The sequence below is a fragment of the Pantoea sp. NGS-ED-1003 genome, assembly GCF_000738765.1.
In the GTDB taxonomy this organism is placed as follows: Bacteria; Pseudomonadota; Gammaproteobacteria; order Enterobacterales; family Enterobacteriaceae; genus Pantoea; species Pantoea septica.
In genome coordinates this window covers 218,585-237,506 of sequence record NZ_JPQA01000002.1, presented here as the reverse complement: position 1 = coordinate 237,506, position 18,922 = coordinate 218,585, and the positions used below count along the sequence as shown (strand labels likewise).

23 protein-coding genes and 1 pseudogene are annotated in these 18,922 nt (G+C 56.3%); 10 read left to right on the top strand and 14 right to left on the bottom strand.

Features of this window, described 5'->3' with window-relative positions:
- Positions 1-46: 46 nt before the first annotated feature.
- The 4 genes from JS46_RS04555 (at position 47) to JS46_RS04540 (ending at position 1,792) form a co-directional block, all read left to right on the top strand.
- Positions 47-232: a general stress protein gene (locus JS46_RS04555; protein ID WP_072010392.1), complete on the top strand. Its 186-nt coding sequence runs from the start codon at positions 47-49 to the stop codon at positions 230-232.
- A 345-nt stretch (positions 233-577) separates the two neighbouring features.
- Complete coding sequence (locus JS46_RS04550; RefSeq protein WP_033748473.1) at positions 578-835, top strand: hypothetical protein; 258 nt, start codon at positions 578-580, stop codon at positions 833-835.
- 157 nt (positions 836-992) lie between these two features.
- On the top strand, positions 993-1,454 hold the full coding sequence (locus tag JS46_RS04545; RefSeq protein WP_033748471.1) for a YlaC family protein: 462 nt from the start codon (positions 993-995) through the stop codon (positions 1,452-1,454).
- A gap of 80 nt (positions 1,455-1,534) precedes the next feature.
- Positions 1,535-1,792 carry a hypothetical protein gene (locus tag JS46_RS04540; protein ID WP_033748470.1) on the top strand — a complete coding sequence of 86 codons (258 nt, stop codon included), beginning with the start codon at positions 1,535-1,537 and terminating at the stop codon, positions 1,790-1,792.
- 244 nt (positions 1,793-2,036) lie between these two features.
- On the opposite strand, the gene JS46_RS04535 is transcribed toward JS46_RS04540, so the two are convergent.
- The 3 genes from JS46_RS04535 to JS46_RS04525 form a co-directional block, all read right to left on the bottom strand.
- On the bottom strand, positions 2,037-2,312 hold the full coding sequence (locus JS46_RS04535; protein ID WP_033748469.1) for a biofilm development regulator YmgB/AriR family protein: 276 nt from the start codon (positions 2,310-2,312) through the stop codon (positions 2,037-2,039).
- Positions 2,313-2,419: 107 nt separating this feature from the next.
- The gene (gene ycgZ / locus JS46_RS04530) at positions 2,420-2,647 is read right to left on the bottom strand and encodes a regulatory protein YcgZ (protein WP_033748467.1); all 228 of its coding nucleotides are present in this window, start codon (positions 2,645-2,647) and stop codon (positions 2,420-2,422) included.
- A 290-nt stretch (positions 2,648-2,937) separates the two neighbouring features.
- Positions 2,938-3,246, bottom strand: a complete 309-nt coding sequence (locus JS46_RS04525) for a hypothetical protein (protein WP_033748465.1) — start codon at positions 3,244-3,246, stop codon at positions 2,938-2,940.
- A gap of 413 nt (positions 3,247-3,659) precedes the next feature.
- Between JS46_RS04525 and JS46_RS04520 the strand changes: the two genes are divergently transcribed.
- A complete protein-coding gene (locus JS46_RS04520; RefSeq protein ID WP_033748464.1) occupies positions 3,660-4,832 on the top strand; it encodes a diguanylate phosphodiesterase in 1,173 nt (390 codons plus the stop codon).
- Positions 4,833-4,952: 120 nt separating this feature from the next.
- Positions 4,953-5,585, top strand: a complete 633-nt coding sequence (locus JS46_RS04515) for an alanyl-tRNA editing protein (RefSeq protein ID WP_033748462.1) — start codon at positions 4,953-4,955, stop codon at positions 5,583-5,585.
- 197 nt (positions 5,586-5,782) lie between these two features.
- Here the strand turns inward: JS46_RS04515 and JS46_RS04510 are convergent, their stop codons facing one another.
- Positions 5,783-7,276, bottom strand: a complete 1,494-nt coding sequence (locus JS46_RS04510) for a carboxylesterase (RefSeq protein WP_033748460.1) — start codon at positions 7,274-7,276, stop codon at positions 5,783-5,785.
- A gap of 405 nt (positions 7,277-7,681) precedes the next feature.
- Between JS46_RS04510 and JS46_RS04505 the strand changes: the two genes are divergently transcribed.
- Positions 7,682-8,038 carry a hypothetical protein gene (locus JS46_RS04505; RefSeq protein ID WP_033748459.1) on the top strand — a complete coding sequence of 119 codons (357 nt, stop codon included), beginning with the start codon at positions 7,682-7,684 and terminating at the stop codon, positions 8,036-8,038.
- 50 nt (positions 8,039-8,088) lie between these two features.
- Here JS46_RS04505 and JS46_RS04500 read toward each other — a convergent pair whose 3' ends face one another.
- A complete protein-coding gene (locus JS46_RS04500) occupies positions 8,089-8,397 on the bottom strand; it encodes a hypothetical protein (protein ID WP_033748457.1) in 309 nt (102 codons plus the stop codon).
- 111 nt (positions 8,398-8,508) lie between these two features.
- Between JS46_RS04500 and JS46_RS04495 the strand changes: the two genes are divergently transcribed.
- Entirely contained in the window at positions 8,509-8,790 is a 282-nt protein-coding gene (locus JS46_RS04495; protein WP_033748455.1) for a VF530 family DNA-binding protein, read from the top strand.
- A gap of 29 nt (positions 8,791-8,819) precedes the next feature.
- A complete protein-coding gene (locus JS46_RS04490; protein ID WP_033748453.1) occupies positions 8,820-9,422 on the top strand; it encodes a LysE family translocator in 603 nt (200 codons plus the stop codon).
- 113 nt (positions 9,423-9,535) lie between these two features.
- Here the strand turns inward: JS46_RS04490 and JS46_RS04485 are convergent.
- The 7 genes and pseudogenes from JS46_RS04485 to JS46_RS04455 form a co-directional block, all read right to left on the bottom strand.
- A pseudogene (locus JS46_RS04485) lies at positions 9,536-9,736 on the bottom strand (SRPBCC domain-containing protein); the annotation flags it as partial.
- A gap of 101 nt (positions 9,737-9,837) precedes the next feature.
- Complete coding sequence (locus JS46_RS04480; RefSeq protein WP_235212963.1) at positions 9,838-10,227, bottom strand: YciI family protein; 390 nt, start codon at positions 10,225-10,227, stop codon at positions 9,838-9,840.
- A 118-nt stretch (positions 10,228-10,345) separates the two neighbouring features.
- Complete coding sequence (locus JS46_RS04475; protein WP_033748451.1) at positions 10,346-11,797, bottom strand: flagellin; 1,452 nt, start codon at positions 11,795-11,797, stop codon at positions 10,346-10,348.
- A gap of 247 nt (positions 11,798-12,044) precedes the next feature.
- Positions 12,045-13,358, bottom strand: a complete 1,314-nt coding sequence (locus tag JS46_RS04470; RefSeq protein ID WP_033748449.1) for an MFS transporter — start codon at positions 13,356-13,358, stop codon at positions 12,045-12,047.
- Positions 13,351-13,983, bottom strand: a complete 633-nt coding sequence (locus tag JS46_RS04465) for a DUF4286 family protein (RefSeq protein WP_033748447.1) — start codon at positions 13,981-13,983, stop codon at positions 13,351-13,353. Before JS46_RS04465 ends, JS46_RS04470 begins: the two co-directional genes overlap by 8 nt.
- A 2-nt stretch (positions 13,984-13,985) precedes the next feature.
- Positions 13,986-15,329, bottom strand: coding sequence for an amidase (locus JS46_RS04460; protein WP_033748445.1), 1,344 nt, complete (start codon positions 15,327-15,329; stop codon positions 13,986-13,988).
- A 9-nt stretch (positions 15,330-15,338) separates the two neighbouring features.
- A complete protein-coding gene (locus JS46_RS04455) occupies positions 15,339-16,019 on the bottom strand; it encodes a DUF2848 domain-containing protein (protein ID WP_033748443.1) in 681 nt (226 codons plus the stop codon).
- A gap of 111 nt (positions 16,020-16,130) precedes the next feature.
- Between JS46_RS04455 and JS46_RS04450 the strand changes: the two genes are divergently transcribed.
- Positions 16,131-16,805, top strand: coding sequence for a GntR family transcriptional regulator (locus tag JS46_RS04450; RefSeq protein ID WP_033748441.1), 675 nt, complete (start codon positions 16,131-16,133; stop codon positions 16,803-16,805).
- A gap of 43 nt (positions 16,806-16,848) precedes the next feature.
- Here JS46_RS04450 and JS46_RS04445 read toward each other — a convergent pair whose 3' ends face one another.
- Together JS46_RS04445 and JS46_RS04440 are read right to left on the bottom strand one after the other, a co-directional pair.
- Positions 16,849-17,856, bottom strand: a complete 1,008-nt coding sequence (locus JS46_RS04445) for a substrate-binding domain-containing protein (RefSeq protein WP_033748440.1) — start codon at positions 17,854-17,856, stop codon at positions 16,849-16,851.
- Positions 17,857-17,892: 36 nt separating this feature from the next.
- Positions 17,893-18,912 carry an ABC transporter permease gene (locus JS46_RS04440; protein WP_369799136.1) on the bottom strand — a complete coding sequence of 340 codons (1,020 nt, stop codon included), beginning with the start codon at positions 18,910-18,912 and terminating at the stop codon, positions 17,893-17,895.
- Positions 18,913-18,922 lie beyond the last annotated feature (10 nt).

Sequence of the window (18,922 nt, the reverse complement as noted above, 5' to 3'; positions counted from 1 at the left end):
CTAGCTAGTCCTTTTATCTCATGGAACATTGATAGGAGTTCTACCTATGACACAACAGAAATACAGAGGTGGCGCTGGTAATTTTGCTAACGATCCGGATCGAGCAAAAGAAGCGGGCAGCGCAGGAGGCAAAGCCAGCGGAGGCAATTTCAGAAACAATCCTGACAGAGCCAGGGAAGCCGGTCGGAAAGGTGGTCAAAAAAGCCGTCGTCCGCCGAGTAATTCTGAGTAAGGTACCTTTAGGAATGTTGTTCGCCATGGAATGGCGGTTTGCTTTATCTCTTCGCCGCGCATAAAAAAGGCCGCCTGAGGCGACCTGACAAAATACGCGTGCCCCACCCGGCGCTTATCTCCGGCACTCGCAATGGCTTAGCTCTTGAAAGGGCATAAGAATAGTCTCATAAAAACCGCCACAGGCTTTAACTTTTCTTGCGCATGGTATTATTAGCTTGCTAACAAACATTGCGACGCGTGCGGTTCGCTTCTGTTTCTTTCGCGCCCCTCTCCTTTTTAAAGCTACACTAAGGTTATCGCTGGCGTTTTTGCCACGCGGTTTTCCCCTAATGAGGTCAAGCTTATGCCGTCCGGACAGTTCTATATTCTCGATAAGCCTGAACTTTCTTTTAGCTGCAATTATCATCTCGATAGCGTTGCCGATCGCGCATTCGAGTCGCGCATGCTGCTTGAGATCCAGAAAGAAAACCAACCGGTCGAGGTGTTCGCGCCGCTTAGCATCGGTCAGGATATGGTTTTCGTATCGCCCAGCGGCGAAGCGAAAAACCTCTATTTGATCAGCGAAACCGATACCCACTTTATTTTTTCTTCTCGCGCCTGAGGGCGCGCCCGCTTTCTGCCGCTTAGTACGCCAGCCTCTCTTCGCGCTGGCGTGATTGCCCTGAACACGGCATTGCCGCATCAGGCTTTATTTGCGGTGTCTAATCAAACGCGATTCATCTATACTTTTGGGGTTGTTTTTAGCTGAGAGTAGTTACATGTATAACGAATTAGAAAGCCTGTTGCAGCAAGAATTAGACCAAATAAACCGCGCTGAAAATCGCAATGATCGACCCTATTTTGACGTCTCCTTTATTAAGCAATATCCAGGACTGTATGGCCTGATGTGCTTTCTGTTTGTGATTACCATGGGCGTGCTGCTTTATTCCTCATCCTTCGGCACCATTGAATATATTGTTTGCTGCGCTATTTTCGCCGTCTGTAATTTCTTCTTCTTTTTTCATATCAATCCCGCCTACAGAGTAAAAGATATTGACAGAGGCGCGCTGAAAAATTGCTATACCGGCGACTGGTATATGGAAGTCCACGTACGCGACGCTTTTATTCAGTCGCTGCTTGCCGGCGACGTGCTTAGCGTCGATGAAAAGGCGCGCTTAAAGAGCCAGTATGACAAGAAAGGCTATCTCTACTTTGCGGATATCTACCGCCTCAGGCGTTAGTTTAGCGAGAGCACAGGATGTCCTGCAGTTCGCTATTCCTGTGCTAAGCTTTTTCCAGGTTTCAGGCGAGACGAAGAAATATGGAAAATAATTCAAACGAGAAGATGACGAATATTGTTATCGGCGAAGCCGTTATGCAGCTGGTGAGCGTGGGCGCCGATATCTCGTGGCGCACAGTAACGGAAACGCTGCAGCTTCAGCTTAAAATGGAGCAGGACAGCGAGCGCCTGATGGCGATGCGCCATGCGATCAATCAGGTGCATGACGAACTGCGCGCGCACTACGGAACGCACGGTTCGCTGACGGGGCGTCCGTCAGCGGAAAGATTGCTGCACTAGCGCGTTATTCGTTTATGCCCTCTCCTTCGCTCTCAGAAAATTCCTTTTCTTATCATAGAGACTTTCGCTGACGCGCTCGCGTGCCAGGCTAAAGAGAGTGAAATAAACGAAAACAGGAGAGAGAGTGATGAAAATCTGGATTGCCGTTTCCCTTGCCGCCGCAGTGAGCTGTTCGGTTATGGCGTCGCAGGGTCAGTTTGAAACGGCTGCGCCGGCGCCCGCAGGCCAGACGGCGCATCGCTGATTAGATTCCTTCGTCGTCCGGCGTGCGGCCTACCACGATTTCCAGGCAGTGACGCAGTACATCAAGATGCACCACGTCGGTGGTGCTCTCCAGTTCAGCGATCAGATAAAGAATAATCGCTTTGCTGGTGACGCGTTTGCCATGAATTACGATATCGCGAATAACGCCATCCAGCACGCGAGACTCCGCTTCCAGACGATCGCCCGCTTCGCGGAAGTGATGAATAATGTCGGCTTCTGCAGATGCGCTCTGCTGAGCATTCGATTGAATTTGCATAGTATGTTCTTTTAGTATGGCCTGCGAGCATGGTGCAGCGCCGTCAAATAATGGTTGCTCAGGCTGAGCCCAGCAGCTCAGCCTGAACCAGTTTCTACATCGGGCGATTAGCGGCTGAACAGCATGCCAATGAGCAGATGAAGCTGCTGCTCTTCTTCCGGCCCCGTCGCCTGCTCCAGGCGACGGATCAAACGCGAACACAGCGCCTTGCGATTCAGGTTTTGGCCAGCGCGCAGAATCTCTGTCACAACCTGACCCAGAGTTTCCTGCTGCGACGGCAGCGCGGTGGTGCTGATATAGCGAACTGTGTCTGCGATTACGACGTTCTGGCGCATGGTAAACCCTCTGCGTTAACAAGCGATTAAATAGTGGTCGTCAAAACCTGCAGTAAAGTTATACAACTCCTGCAAAGTTGTACAGCCCTTGCGAGGTTGTACAGGTCTTATTTTTGTGCAAAAAGTGCTACATCGCCTGAAAAGCCCGTTTTTACGGGCTTTCAGCGACTTAAAAGGCTCAGGTAAAGTTGTACAACTTTGCAGGTGGTGCGATCAGGCGTAGATAAAGAAGGTGTCGTCCCTGACAACGGTCTCCGGCCGGAACGCGTCAGACGCGCCCGATAATGAGGTTATCTTTCATCGTCGTTTTCCGGCCGGAGCCGGATGACGTCCTCGCTGTGTTTTCCATCATCTTCCCGCCCTGCGACTGTCAGCCAGTGCAGTTCGGATCGATCCCGGATGTCATGATGTTGATAGCTCTTCAGCCAGCGTCTGGCCTCCGAGATAGCCGTTAGCCTTGCGGCGTGGGTTTCATTTTCAGCCATCCGACTCAGCTCAGCGATGAGTGTCTCAACGCTTATTTCTTTCTCACCGAGAGCCAGGCTGATGACAGCTTCGCCAATAATGGCGTGACCTTTCTCGTCGTTGTGAAATAACACGTAGTCTCCTTTTGTTGCGAATTAGACATAACCTCATTTGTCAGTTTAGTAACCACAAACCTGTACAGATTTTTATTTTTGTAAAGAGTTGCCGTTTGGCTTAAAAAGCCTTGCTTTTAAACAAGGGTAAAAATTGTAAAAACTGCAACTTTCTTTCAAGCGAAGCGGTAGCCCAGAATAAATTTTAGGTTAAAATATTTAATCACAATAAATACATAACCTTACAAAAATGGCAGTTTGAATCTTCTTATTGCTGACGGTGAAAAAGCAGCATAGTTATCTTTTTTATTCAGCCGCTCTCGCTAAAACGAGCAGGATTAATCCTGTTATCGCACAAATTACTCAGCGTTAATTGGCGTTGACCTGCCTGTTGCTGTTAATGTGGCCGCGACAATCACGTAACCGGAGCATTCATGCTTACAACAATAATTTACCGCAGCCATCTCTCTGACGAGGTGCCTGTAAAATCTCTTCCTGGCATGGTGGATAAAGCCAGCCAGCTGAATGCGTCCCATGAAGTGACCGGCATTCTGCTGTTTAACGGCACCCACTTTTTCCAGATCCTGGAAGGGCCGGAGGCGGGCGTGCTGGAGATTTATAGCCGCATCTGCGCCGACAAGCGCCATCATAACGTTGTCGAGCTGATGCGCGACTATTCGCCGTCGCGCCGTTTTGGCAACGCCGGTATGGAGCTGTTCGATCTGCGCGAACATGAGCGTTCCACTGTTCTGCAGGCGGTGCTGGATAAGGGCACCTCGCGCTATCGTCTCACCTACGACGATCGCGGCTTACAGTTCTTACGCACCTTTGTCGAGTCGCGCGAAAAAGAGAACTATTTTGAAGTGCCGCCGGTTGAATACTGGGACTTTATTGCAGACCAGACGGGCGCCTCAGACGCCTGGCCCGCCAATCACGGCGTGACCTTTAAGCCAGTTATCGATCCGCTGGGTCGTCAGGTCACGGCGATTGAAGCTATCGCTACGCTGAATGGAGAGGTTGCGCTTGAAGGTTTGCCGAAATATCAGGCCAGCCTGAACGCCGCCAGACAGGCTTTCGACCAGGCGGGCAGAGCCTGCCCGGAAGGCATGCCGCTCTACGTCAGCCTGCTGCCGATGACGCTGGTCGCCATTCCTGAGGCGGTGCGCATTATTGTGGATGAGATCCGTAGCGCCGGACTGGTGCCGGAGCAGGTGATTATCGGCGTCAGCGAAACAGAGGTCATTTCTCAGCTCGATGCGTTTTCAACTGCGGTGAGGCAGCTCAAAGAAGCGGGCATCAGCTTGTCGATCGATAACTTCGGCGACGGTTCGGCAGGACTTTCCATGCTGACCCGCATTCAGCCCGACCGTATTCGTATCGGCGCGGGCATTATCCGCGACGTACACCGCAGCGGCCCGCGGCAGGCGGTGGTTCAGGCGATTATCAAGTGCTGCTCCGCGCTGGAAATCACCGTTATCGCCGCCGGCATTGAACGTCCGGAAGAGTGGATGTGGCTGGAAGCGGCAGGTGTAATCAACTTCCAGGGCCGTCTGTTCAGCGATACCGGCGCCGCCGTCGCCTGGCCGGAGCTTCGCGAAGCGATTTAACGGATTACTCGTCGAGCAGGGATGCTCGCACATGACCTTCCCTTCCTACCTCCTCGCCCTTTTTTATTCCACACGGACTCAGTATGCTGCCTCCTGTCTTTCTTTTTTACAGGAGTTGCCGTGACTGAAAAACGCTATTTCACCAGCGATGCGCTTGAGACAGAAAGCCAGGTAATAAGCTGCACGCCGCAGAGCGACGATCGTTTCTGCGTCATTCTTTCTGCCACGCTGTTCCATCCGCAGGGCGGCGGACAGCCCTCTGACAGAGGCACGATTAACGGCGTAAACATGCTGCAGGCGGTGCAGGATGGCGACCAGGTGCTTCATTTTACCGATGCCCCGCTGGAGACGGGTCCGGCGCAGCTAAAGGTTGACGCCGGACTGCGCGCACTTCACTCACGCTACCATTCCGCCGGCCATCTCATCGGCCTCGCAGGAGAGAAATATGGCTGGCTGGGCGTAAAGGGAAACCATAAGCCGGGCGAAGGACGCATCGTTTTTGACGCCGTCGCGCCCTTAACGCCCGTTACCCTTGACGAGCTTAATGCCGATGCGGCGGCGCTGGTTCAGCGTGGCGACAGCCGCGTTATCAGCGAAACGGCGGGCAAACGAATGGTGACCTGGGGCGATCTCAAACCCTACGCCTGTGGCGGTACCCACGTGCAGAATACGCTGGAGATCGGCAACATTCGTATCCTTAAGCTCAAAGAGAAAAAAGGCCAGCTCTCGGTTCAGTATGAACTGGATGCCTGACCCTGAAGCCGGTCGGCTACTGCCTGTCAGAGATATAGACAGAACGTTGCGTAGTTCACACAGAAAATCCCTGCCGCTGCGCTATGATTAACAGGTAACACACAGCAAAGTGTTGCCTACGAAATCAAGAAACTAACGACACGCTCTGTTGCCCGCCTTGCGCGGGCTTTTTTGTTTAGCGTCTCTCCCGTCGCAACTTAGCGGCCGATGCAGGCGCGGTAATCCTCTGCGCCGCTGCAGGCAATCTGCGTATTGATGCGCGCCATCATCTCGCTGAAAAAGGGATTCGACGTAGCGCGCATAAAGGTTTCCGGACCCACGGTCAGACTGCTGGTTTCGCCGCGCAGCGAGATGTCGCCCAGCGAAATGCCGTAGCGGTTTTTCTCGTCAGGCTGCTCGCCATAGAGATCGTCGTTCAAAGGAAAAGGCACGGCGATATGCGACAAAGAGAACATATCCTGCGGCCACGCAAGGGTTAAAGGTTTGACCCGCTCCTCAACCTCGCCTGCATTAATGGTGCGCGCCTCCGTTTGATAAGTCACCGGCGTGCGGTTGGTGATCACGGTGGCGGCGTAAGCGCGCGGCGCGGCTGGCAGCAGACGGCTCACCGCCGAGGGGAGCGGCGCGCGGAACAGCGCGCTCATATTGGCCGCCTGATTGATATCAAAAATCACCAGACTGCTGCCGTTGCGCGGCAGATAGTGATAGAGCGCATCAACCACCGCGCGGGTGCTTACCGTGGCGTCCATTACCGACTGAAAGGTCAGCACGGGTGCCAGCGCGCTGATCTGCCCGCTGCGCGCCGCCTGAACGATCTGCGCCTGCAACGCCTGCGTCAGCAGCCAGGACTGACGCGCGGCGTTTACGGGAAACGAATTGTATTTAAAAGGGTTATATTCCGGCGCCACGTTGAGCCAGGCGGTTCGGGCGAAGGCGGGAAACAAGGCGGGCCAGCCCGCAATACCGGCGAAGCGGGCATAGCCGGTGACGCCGATCATCGGCGACAGCAAAACGATCTGCTGCGGCGCGCGCAGCTGTTTGTCGCTCAGGCTCTCCAGCGCATATTTCATCGCCAGCGCGCCGCCGTTGGAGTAGCCCACCAGATGCAGCGGCCGCTGCGCGCCCGCCAGCCGGGTCGCCTCCCGCACCGCCAGTCGGGTGGCCGCCATCCAGCTCTGCCAGTCGACCGCCGTGAGCGAGCCCGGCGCCGTGCCATGCCCCGGCAGCCGCGGCGCAACCGCGACAAAGCCGCGCTGCTGATAATCCTTAGCCAGATAGCGCACGCTGTAGGGCGCGTCGGTCAGCCCATGCAGCAGCACCACCGCGCCCCGAATTTCTCCTTTGGGCATCAGAATAAACGAACGATTCCAGTCGGTATCGAAGCGCGCCGGATAAACTGCGCTGCCGGGATAAAAGCGGTTCAGCGCGTTTTTATCCTCATCGCTCAGCGCATCGTTCAGCTCGGCTTTCATCTCCTGGAAGATACGCGCTTCCCGCTGCTGATAATCGGCAAAGCTGGCGCGATCTATCTCATCGGCCGACATCTCGTCGGCCACCCAGCTGTGCCAGCGATGCAGCGACGGTCCCTGCTCCGACTGATAAATACGACCAATAAAGAAAACCAGCAGCAGAACAGCGATGCCGATCAGCGCCCGTCTGGCCAGGGTCAGGATTGTATGAGTGCGTGCCATCTGTTGATCCTTTCGAAAGCAGACGGCGATTTTGGATCAGAAGCCGCCGCGCCACCAGACCGGCGCGTTTTTTTAGCGTTTAATCGCGATGCCCACGATCAGGCCGCCGAGCGCCAGACCGGCTGCCGCCATTAACCGAAACGCAGTTTTTAAATAGCGTTAAAGATTGAAAGCGCGACTCTAAAGGCGCAGCGTAAAAATGTGCGCAGCGCCACAGCGGCTTTTTTAAAATCGATCATAGTTACAGGTTGAATTAAAAATAACCCTGCACTGAATAATATTGTCGCCATGTGGTAAATAACTCGCCATCTCATATACTCACCTTATGCGGCGCTAAGCGTAAATTAGCCCGCAGGCAGATTCATCCGGCCTTAGCATTATTTCGATCTGACGGAGAGCTTTCCGATGCGTAATTTTACGTTACCGCTGTTGATCGCCCTTTTTATGCTGAGCGGCTGCCAGGCGACGCCGCAGGAAGCAAGAATGAAATCCGCCGACTTTCAGCAGGTTAGCGGCCGAAGCGCCGGACAGTTAAGTGAGTGCATCTATCGAGGCTGGTCATCCACCGAAGTTGTGCAAAAAGATAATACTACCCATCTGGAACATGAAAACCAAAGAGTGACGGTTTATACCTGGGAAAACTCGATGTTCGCCGATATCTATAAACGCGGCGCAGGATCGGAGGTGCGTTTTTATAAAACCTTTACCATGGGGCCGGAAGTGCTTGCCGATCGCAGTCGCATTGTGAAACTTTGCGCCTGACGCAGGATTATATCGGCTGGCCGATGCCAGCCGATATCTGTTAATTAACGTTAGCGTCGGCCTTTAATTACCGAGGCTTTCCAGCTGAAATCGGAGACTTCGCTCTCCTTCATCGCTTCGGGTTTCTTTCTGCGCGTCGGCGTCTTTTTGGCTTTTTCGGCCTGGGCTTTTTGTTTCGCCAGCTTCACGCTCATAATCTGCTGCCGGGCTTCGGCGGTAAACTCTTTCTCTTTCTTGACGTCCGGCTCTTTGCCGGTGCGCTGGCGATACTTTTCGATTAACCCTTTTAAAACGCCATCGACCGCCAGCCGCTCATCCGGGTCGAACTGGTCGATGGAGATCATCTTTTTATCGTTCATAGCGTATCGTCCTGAGTGAATTCACAGCGGTGAGTGTACTCTGAATAGTGATTGATTGCTGCTGCTTCGCCTTTCTTGTACCCTTTCCGGTCCATATAAAGAGGACTTTTCATGACCGATCATCGCGCGAAAGACCCGCTGCACGGCGTCACGCTTGAAATGCAGGTAAATGCGTTAGTGACGCGCTTTGGCTGGCTGGAACTGAGTAAGCGGATCAATATCAACTGTTTTAAAAACGATCCGAGCGTTAAATCGAGCTTAAAATTTCTGCGTCGTACGCCCTGGGCGCGCGCCGAAGTGGAAGCCCTTTATCTCGACTCGCTGAATGAACCCGCTGCTGAAGCCAGCGCCGAGCCAGCATTTAATCCCTGGACGGCCGGTCGGGATAAGTAGTCGGGCGCTGGAACGGCTATCCTCAATCTATGAATATCGATCTGCTGGGTTTCTTGCCCGCACTGCTGCCTGTAGCCCTCTCGCCCGGCGCCAGCTTTACGCTGGTGATGAACAGCGCGTTAGCCGGCGGGCGTAAAGGGCTTTACCGGACGCTAACTGGAACAGCGATAGGCATCTATACCCATGCGCTGCTTATCGGGCTCGGTATCACCGCTGTTATCGCGTCGGCGCCAGTGCTCTCTGGCGCACTGCAAATCGCTGGTACGCTCTATCTTCTCTGGCTCGGCATCCAGCTTATTCGCAGCGGTCTCCGCGCCAGGCAGACGGCGTCTGAAAAGCCTGTCGCTTCCGTTACGGTAAAAGAGGCCTGGCTCGCTAACGTCCTCAACCCCAAAGCCGTTATGTTCTATCTGACGGTGGTTTCGCCGTTTGCGGGCCGTCATGGCGGCCTTTCATCCTTTCTGCTGCTGGCCACGGTTCATATCGTGGTGATGAGCGTCTGGCTGCTTGCCGTTAGCCATGCCCTGATTTTCTCGGCGAGAAAGGCCGACCCCGCCCGCCTTAAAAAATATGTCAATATCGCTGGCGGGCTGGTGCTCATTTTTATTTCGGTAAAAGGCCTAATGCGCTGACCTTATCGCATTCTCCTGAGGCTTATTCACCGCTTAAAGACGGAATGGCGAAACGAAGATGCGTAAGTCGGGTATCAGCAACGGCGCTGTCGGCATTATCCAGCAAGTGTCAGTCAGCGCGACTGCCGCGCGTGCGCCGCTGCGACCAGCCCGTCCAGCCACTCCTGATGACCATTGATCATGGGATTGGGTTTCGCCTTTGCCAGCTCTTTAGCGGGCTTGCCGTTCTGTACCTCTTGCGTAAGGATGCGCACGCGCTTGTCTGATAAATCTTCAATCAGCCAGGCGTGCAGGACATCCAGCCGATCGTCGCTGCCATGTTTGCAACTGCGCAAGAGGAGTCAGGTTCAGACGCGTCTGTTTCGCGCTTTGACTACTTGAGCGTGTCTGGGGAACGGCAAAGATGCCCGGACAGTCATGCGGCTGGCGGCTGGGAAGAGGCTTCTGAAAGCATGTCGCTAAATGCCAGACTCCAGGCGTGGATCTCCACAGAGGCCCTTAATCCATGTACCCAAAAAGGATCTTCAGCAAAAAGGTTAAAGGCATCCTCTTCAGTAGCGGCTTCAACAATCCATAAAGCGCCAATGGGGTGATCGTTATGCTTTTCACGTAAAGACCCGGCGATCTTGATGACGTCTCTTCTGAGTTTCAGCCACGCAATATGCGCGTCGAAATAGCGCTCTCGGACGCCTGACTGAGCTGAATGATCGGTAAATCGAATAGCGAACAGCATGGCTTGCCCTCTTTCCAGCACCTTGAAACACTTCAGGATAAGTGCTTCACACTCTAATATAAATTCACTCACTACAGGCGCTTTATCCTGGTGGCAGCTAGAGAAAAAGAGAAAGAAACCATCCCTGGTGATATGGAGAAAAAAGCGGGCGCGTTAACCGGCGTGACGGGAACTAAACAGCAGCGGCACCTTAGCTGCGCAGCAGCGTCAGCACCATGTCCGGCGTCTGATTGGCGATTTTCATTACCGCATTTTGACCCTGCTGCAGGATCTGCGTCTGCGCGAGGCGGCTCGCTTCCTGCGCGTAGTCCGCATCCTGAATGCGGCTACGCGCCGACTGCGTATCGACGCTCTGCTGCGCCAGCACCGTTCTGTTCGATTCGTAGCGGTTAATCTTCGCGCCGTAGTAGGAACGGTAGGCGCTCACTTTCTCCAGCGCCGCATCCAGCGCTTTCGTGGTGACGGAAATATCGGCGCTGGTTAACAGCGTCGTATTCTTCAGCCCCAGCGTTTTCAGGTCAGCGGGCGTCGGCTTCAGGGTATCGAACTGCATCTGCTGACCGAAATCGGCGCTGGTCACGACGTCAAAATGCTGGCTCTTAATGGGCGGCACCGCGGGTTGAGTCACCGGCTCCGGCAGATCTCCCCAGGTGAGCTGACTGGTGAAAGAGCCGTTGCCCACCACGACCACAATCAGATCTTCGGTCACCTTATCCAGGCTGATACGCTCCAGCGGATTGGTCTGGATAGTGCCGTTGTTATAGGCCCCGGTAGATGTATCCTCATAACGATCCCCATCCCCGCTGTAGCTGATGTTCATGCCGTTGTAGCTCATCGAGGCGCTACCGCTCAGCGACCAGCTCGCCCCGCCCTGAAGCAGCTGGGAATCGTCATAGGCGGCGCCGCTGTCAAAACCGTTGGCGCTGGTCAGCAGCGACGTCGTCGCGGTAGCGTCATCGGTGATCCCTTTGCTTACCCAGGTAAAGTCGGGATCGCTGCCGTTGATCGGCGTGCCAACCAGATGCTTGCCGTCGCGCGTAAACAGCTGTAAATCGTCATCCTGACCCAGCGAGTCGATACTGATGGTAATGTTGGTAGCGCCTGCCGGAATATAAGCCAGCGGTATCACGCCGGAGGTGAACGAATAGCTCTGATTCGCGACCGGGAACTTATTTTTGATCGGCTGTACGTTGCCCAACAGCGCAGGCGGCAGCTCCGGATCGTCTGTTGCCAGCGGGTATTGACCAAATATCTCCGTCTGCTGGGAAATGTCGGTAATGCTCGCCAGAATCTGCTGATACTCGTTGTTGACGGTGGCGCGATCGGCGTCGGAGAGCGTGCCGTTAGCGGCCTGGATCGCCAGGCTTTTGGCGCGAATAAGCTTCTCGCTGACGGTACCTAAACTGCCTTCTGCGGTTTGCGCAAGGCTGATGGCATCGTTGAGGCCGCGTGAAACGACGCTATCCGCTTTAACGTTAGCCGTCATCCTGTTAGCGATCGCCTGCCCCGCCGCATCATCTTTTGCGCTGTTGATACGTGAGCCTGATGAGAGCCGTTCGATAACCTGCTCCAGCACTGACGAGCTGTTATTCATCGAATTACTCGTCAGCGCGGCAAATTTGTTATGGTTGATTGTTAACATAGCCGCTATCTACCTTCATGGAAACTGTATGATTTATCGGCATGGCGAAAGACGGCTTTAGCTGTGAACCCAGCAGTTCCGCTGCTTTGCGGCCCAATTGCCTTTAAGTGGCTGATCGGGAATTGATTTAAGTTGCAATAATTTTACAGTTTTTTTGCAGGATCGCGGGCCTGGCGTCACGCAGCTCTGCGACGACCGCGATACAGCCTGCCTGAATGCGCACGGCATATCAGGCAGGCAACGATTTTCAGTCCGGATGGTGCGCGGTTTCTTTGGCTTTCCATAAGGCGAGCAGCGTAATGCCCAGCGCCAGAGTGACATACAGCGATACCCATAGCGTGCTGCCCGTCTCTTTATAGAGCGAGGTGATAATGAGTGGCGCAAAGCCGCCGCCAATAATGCCGGCAAGGGTGTAGGCGAGCGACGATCCGGCATAACGCACGTGGCCGGGAAACTGCTCGGTCACAAAGGCCGCCTGCGGGCCATACATCATCGCGTGGATCAGTAGACCGCCAATCACCGCCAGCACAATCAACACCGGCTGCGTGCTGTCAAGCAGTACAAAGAATACGAAGGACCAGACGATCGCCAGAAGCGCGCCGGTAATGTAAACCGGACGACGTCCCCACTTATCGGACAAGGCGCCGAACATCGGCACGGTGATCGCGTTGCCAATCGCGCCTAGCATGGTTGCCGCCAGCGCCAACGGGCGCGGCAGCTGAAGCACGGTGGTGACATAGGTCAGCGTAAACACCACGACCAGCGCGTAGAGCACATCCGAGCCGATACGCGATCCTCCGGCAATCAGCAGCGCTTTGGGATAGTTCAGGAACACCTCTTTCAGCGGCGTATGCGTGGTTTTGTGCTCGGCCTGCATGGCGACGAAGGTGGGCGTCTCCTCTACGCCCCGCCGCAGCCACAGGCCGAACAGCACCAGCAGCAGGCTGAGCAGGAAAGGAATGCGCCAGCCCCATGCCTGGAACTGCTCGCCGCTCATCATCACCGTCACCAGCGTAATAAAGCCGGTGCCGATAAGGGTGCCGCAGGAGGGCCCTACCTGCGCGAACGACGCGTTGCGCCCGCGCTTGCCCGCCTCCCCGTGCTCCATCGACAGCAAGACCGCGCCGGCCCACTCTCCGCCCAGGGCGATGCCCTGCACGAAACGCAGCGCGACCAGCAGGATGGGGCTCCAGATGCCCCAAAGCGCGTAGCCAGGCAGCAGTCCCATCAGCGCGGTGGTGACGCCCATGATCACCAGCGTGATGATCAACACCGCCTTGCGTCCGGCCACATCGCCGAGGTGGCCGAACACAAAGCCGCCCAGCGGTCGGGATATATAGCCTACCGCGTAGGTCGAGAACGCCAGAATAGTGCCGACCAGCGGATCGAAGCTGGGGAAAAACACGTGGTTGAAGACCAGCGCGGCCATGATGTTGTAAACGGTAAAGTCATACCACTCCAGCGCCGTTCCTATCGAGCTGGCCGCCGCCAGACGGCCGGTTTTCGATTTGGCGCGCTTGTCGCGTACCACATGCTGTAAAGAAGAGTCGGTGTTAGCCATGCGTCAGCTCCTGTTTGGTTAACTGCCAGCTCAGGGCATAGCGCTGAACCTTGCCCGAAAGCGCGCGTGCTGCGTCTGCCGCCAGCTCGTCACAGCACTGCGCCTCGCGGCAGTGGATAAGCAGCATCGGCGACATCGGGCGATCCTCCGTTTTTTCCATGGGCAAAGGCGAGCTGAGACGGGGATCTGGCGTGAGCAGGCTGGAGGCGATATAGCCAGCCTTCTGGCCGATCTGCTGCTGCCAGGCGGTCAATGCTGCGGCGTTTACCGCTTGCAGCGTCACGACCGCCAGCTGACTGCCGGTGCCCTTGCCGTGCGTATGCGTGACCGTGCTGACCCGGCGCTGAGGATTGACCATCTTTTGCAGATTTTTTACCGACCACGCCGTCTGGCGAGTAAAAGCGGCGTGGTAATCCGCGCTGGTGAACGCTTCCAGCGAGTCGGTTTCATACAAACCCAGATATTTTCGTTCTGCGTTGATCGCCTGATAACGCGTTCCGCTCAGGAAGCCGGCAATAGCCACCCGCTCTTCTACGTGCTCATGGTCGTACCACTGATTGAAATCCGCTTCGTCTTCAGCGCCGATATTGGTGGCGACATACAGCATGCCGTGAGGGTGAGTCATGATTAGGATCTCCGGTTAATGGCGGTTTCCACGGCGAGCGCCCAGCTGATTAAGCGGGCGTCGTCGCCATGAACGGAAGCAAGGCTGAGACCAACCGGCGCGCTGCCGGGTTGTTGGCAAGGTAGAGAGATGGCGCAGCCATCCAGCATGTTGATGATGCTAGGGTTACGCAGTATCAGAGCGTTGATCTCCATGTAGCGCTGCGCATCGTCGAGCGAGGCGATAGTGGGCGCGATACAGGGCACGGTGGGCATCAGTAGCGCGTCAAAACCGGCCAGCGCCGCATTGATACGCTCCTGCCAGTTTTTACGCTGCTGGTAGAGTTCAGCCGCGTCTTCGTCAGTGAGATAGCTGCCGCGCTGCACGCGCACCAGCACCTGAGGATCGTAAGCGTCGGGCTGAGCAACGGCGGTACGCTGGTGCCACTGCCAGGCTTCCCAGGCGGTGATGCCGCCGCGCGCGTTCATGGCGTTCAGCTCATCCAGCTCGCTGAGGGCGATATTTACCAGCGTTGCGCCCGCCTGCTGTAGCGCTGCCAGCGCGCGCTGCCACGCCTCGGCAACTGTCGCGTCCAGCCCGTCCAGCACCCGGCTTTGTGGTACGGCGAAGCGCGCATGACGCAGATCCTGCGGCTGCAGCTCAAGCGGGCGATCGGCGATGACGCTGTCCAGCAGCCAGCAGCTACGCACGTCATGGGCAATCACGCCGATGCTGTCGAGCGACGTCGAGAGCGGAAGGGTACCCGCCTGCTCAATGCGATTAGCCGTGGGTTTAAAACCGGTAAGGCCGCACAGCGCAGCGGGGATGCGTACGGAGCCGCCGGTATCGGTGCCGACGGCGCCCAGACACATGCCATCCGCCACCGCCACCGCCGCGCCGGAAGAGGATCCGCCGGGAATGCGCTTTTCAGCGCGCCGCCAGGGATTCGCCGGCGTGCCGAAATGGGGATTGATCCCTAATCCAGAGAAGGCGAACTCCGTCATATTGGTCTTGCCGACGATAGCGGCGCCCGCCTGGTTCAACCTCTCCACCACGCTGGCATTCGCCTCGGCGGCCGGCGCATCCGCCAGCAGAAGCGAGCCGGCGGTGGTCGGCTCGCCTTTCACATCGAACAGATCTTTGATACTGACGGGGAGCCCGTCGATGGCGCTTAATGCCCGCTGCGCCTGCCAGCGAGCCTCTGCCTCGCTGGCCTGCTGGATGGCTTGCGCGGCATAGCGTCGGGTAAAGACCTGCGCCCCCTCTTTGTCACTATCCTGAGCCGCATTCAGCGCCGCCTCCGTGAAGACGCCGGGTGTGGACGCTTGCTGCTGAAGCTGCTGACTGGCCTGCCAGAGTGTGGTCATGCGCGCTCCTTATGCAACCACCGGCAGCGCGCCGGTGCAGTAGCTGTGCTCGAGGGTGCGGTTCAGCACCGGATCGTGCAGCGCCATGCGGAACGCGCTGGCAGGACGTATGCCGCCAATTGCGCCCAGCGTCCCGCAGGAGATGGCGAGTCCTTCATCCGCCTCGCCGTTATTCAGATAACGTGCCAGCAAATCCTGCGGCGTAAGCAGCGACGCCAGGGTTCCATGCTGATAGATCACCCATTCGCCCTGCTCTTCAATCCATGAGGTGAGCTCCAGCGCGTCCCAGTGTTCGGCGACGTCACGCATACGCCATGCGCTGCGGCCGACCGGTTTAATGCACGCTTGTTTGGAAAGCGCGACGCTAAACGTTTCCAGATGGCGATCGGTATGATCCGAGGCGAGCGATACCCACAGCTCGCCGTTATGGGAGAACACGAAAGGCTCGGCTTCGCCTGAGGTTTCATTGCCGACCACTTCGAGCTGCGATTGCTGGCTGAGCTGATTGGTGGCGACGCGATAGAACAGCGGCACTGCACCGGGAGCGGGCACGCCGAGGGCTTCCAGCTCCCTGATATGGTGCAAAACCGCTTCGCTGTCGCGCCCGGCCCAGCCTGCGATGACAAGATGCGTTACCTCGACATTGAGGATATTCGCGGCTTCGTCGGCGATGGTGAACTGAAGATGCATGAAAACGCTCCTTAAGAAATCACAGTGAAATTTCACAGTAATTCTAAAGTAGCGATTTTCATGCCAGCTTTTTGTGTAATATGTCTCAGAGACAAGAAAAGGAATGATGTGATGAGTGAGACGGCTCTTGAAAATGTGAACCCGGCCAGACCGGATAAAACGCTTTCGCTGAACGAACAGGCTTATGTCGCCCTCAGGCACAAGCTCATTACGCTGCGCTATAAGCCGGGCGAGTACCTGAATACCGCGCAGGTCATGGAGGATTTAACCATGGGCCGCACGCCGGTCAATCAGGCGATTCATCGCCTTTCAACCGAGGGGCTGCTGCAGATTATTCCGCGTAAAGGGGTGATGGTTGCGCCGCTGTCGGTAGATGACGCGCTGGAGTTGATTGAGGTGCGTCTGGTTAACGAAACCCTGTGCGTGGAGCTGGCCAGCCAGAAGGTGACGGATGCCGGCCTTGCCCAGCTGCGCGAGATGAATCAGCAGATCGAACAGGCGAGCGAATCCCGCAACCGGGAGCAGATCATGCTGCTGGATCGCGCGTTTCATCAGGTGCTGGCGGATATCGCCGGCAATCATCGGCTGTCGGATATTCTTAGCGTGATCCATGCGCAGGCGCAGCGCTTCTGGGCGATTACGCTGTCGGACGTGACCCATATCGACGAAGTCATCGCCGAGCATAACGAGATTATCGCGGCGCTGGCGTCAGGCGATATGCGGCGCGCCGCCGAAGCCGCGCGCGCGCATATCTTGTCATTTAAGCGGGCCTTGCTCTCAGCGTAGCGGGCATTTCAACGCTGGGAGCGGCTCAGGTGCGTCCATGCCTTTATTTACGCGCATCCAGCAGCTGTTGCGCATTCTCCGGCGTCACCACCGTCCAGGGAATGTAATAGTGTTTGCTGGTGCCGCCGTTCCAGTTCAGATCTTTCGCGTACTGTTTCCAGATGTCGGACTGCGGCTGATAGCTGTCGCCTTTAGCGGCGCGCATCGCCACATCGATAGCGCCCTGCATCTGGCCTTTCGCATCCTGCAGAATGGAAACCATTTCGCCAGCCTGAACCGCATGGATAGCATCTGACACGCCGTCGACGCCTGCGATGGCGAAATCTTTCACGTTCAGGCCAGCGCCCTTAATAGCTTCAATCGCGCCCAGCGCCATTTCGTCGTTCTGGCCGATCACGCCGTTGATTTTGCCACGGTGTTTCTGCAGCCAGTTTTCCATCAGCGGCTGCGCCTCGGCGCGCGACCAGTTAGCGGTTTTGCGCTCCAGCACGGTCACCTGACCCGGGCCGCATTCGGCAATGGCTTTATCGTTGCCTTTGCCGCGCTGAATTTCACCGCTGCCGCCCTTCGGCCCTTCGATGATCACCACGTTTACTTTTTTCGTTTTGCACTGCAGCTTGTCCAGCACCGCTTTGGCTTCCAGATAACCGCCCAGCTCGTCGTTCGACACCACTTCCGAGGTCATCTCCTCGGTATTAAGGCGGGCGTTGGTGACGACGACCGGAATTTTCGCCTCGTTGGCGTTGGTGACGATATCGATATTGGCTTCAAAATCCATGGGGTTCACGATAATCGCGTCGGCGCGAGTCTGAATGGCGGTCGCGGCCTGGTCATTTTGCACCGAGGCGTCGTAGCGTCCGTCATAAAAGGTCAATACCGCATCGCCGCTTTTCACTGCCGGATGCTCTTTGCCGTAGCGCTCCATCAGCTGCACAAACTCCGCTTTGTTGCCGTACATCAGTACCGCGATTTTCACCGGCGCGGCCTGCGCCACCGCCATATTGCCCATCATCATTGCCGAGGCAAGCAATGCAATTTTGGTCATTTTCATTCTTATCTCCTGGTCGCTTTTTTTATATAAGTAGGGTTAATCGCGCTGTTGTTTACGCGACGGGTCGAGCAATACAGCCACTACAATCAAGGCGCCTTTAATGATCTGCTGGTAATAGGACTGCACGCCCAGCAGGTCGAGGCCGTTATTCATCACGCCGATAATGAGTACGCCGAAGAAGGTGCCAAGCAGCGTCCCGACGCCGCCAGCCATGCTGGTGCCGCCGATCACCACGGCGGCGATGGCGTCCAGCTCATAGCCAGCGCCGGCGCTGGTCTGCGCGGAGCCGGTGCGGGCGGTGAGGATCAGCCCGGCCACCCCCGCCAGCGCGGCGCACAGGGTATAGACCAGCACTTTGATGCGCACCACGCTAATGCCGGAGGTGCGGGCGCTTTTGGGGTTGCCCCCTACCGCATAGATGTAGCGGCCGAAAATGGTTTTGTTGAGCAGCAGCCAGGCCAGGCCGAACAGCACCACGAAGATAATCACCGGTACCGGAATGCCGGCCATATAGCCATTTCCCAGCCAGCGGAAATCGCGGTTCAGCTGCGAGACCGGATTGCCGTCGGTGGTGAGCATTGCCAGCCCGCGTGCCGCCGACAGCATGCCCATGGTGACGATAAAAGGTTGCAGACGATAGCGCGCCAGTACCGTCCCGTTAATCAGGCCGCAGACGATGCCGATGCCCAGCGCGATGATTAACGGCATCATGACCGCATGCGCGGTATCGCCAATCGCCAGTCCGCTGTTATTGGTGGCGAAACGCGCGGCGACTATGCCGCTTAGCGCCAGTACCGATCCCACCGACAGATCGACCCCGGCGGTAATGATCACGAAAGTCATGCCGATGGCGAGAATGCCGTTGATTGAGACCTGGCGCAGGACGATCAGCATATTTTCATTGCTGAGAAAGTAGTTGTTGGTCCAGGCGCCCTTCGCCACCTGTACCTCGCCGATTGCCGCGACAATCAGACACAGGACAAAGAAGGCGATAATGATGCCGTACTTGTGCATGCGGCGCTTGTTGCGCGTAAAAAACGAAACCCCGGGTGTCATAGAATGCGTA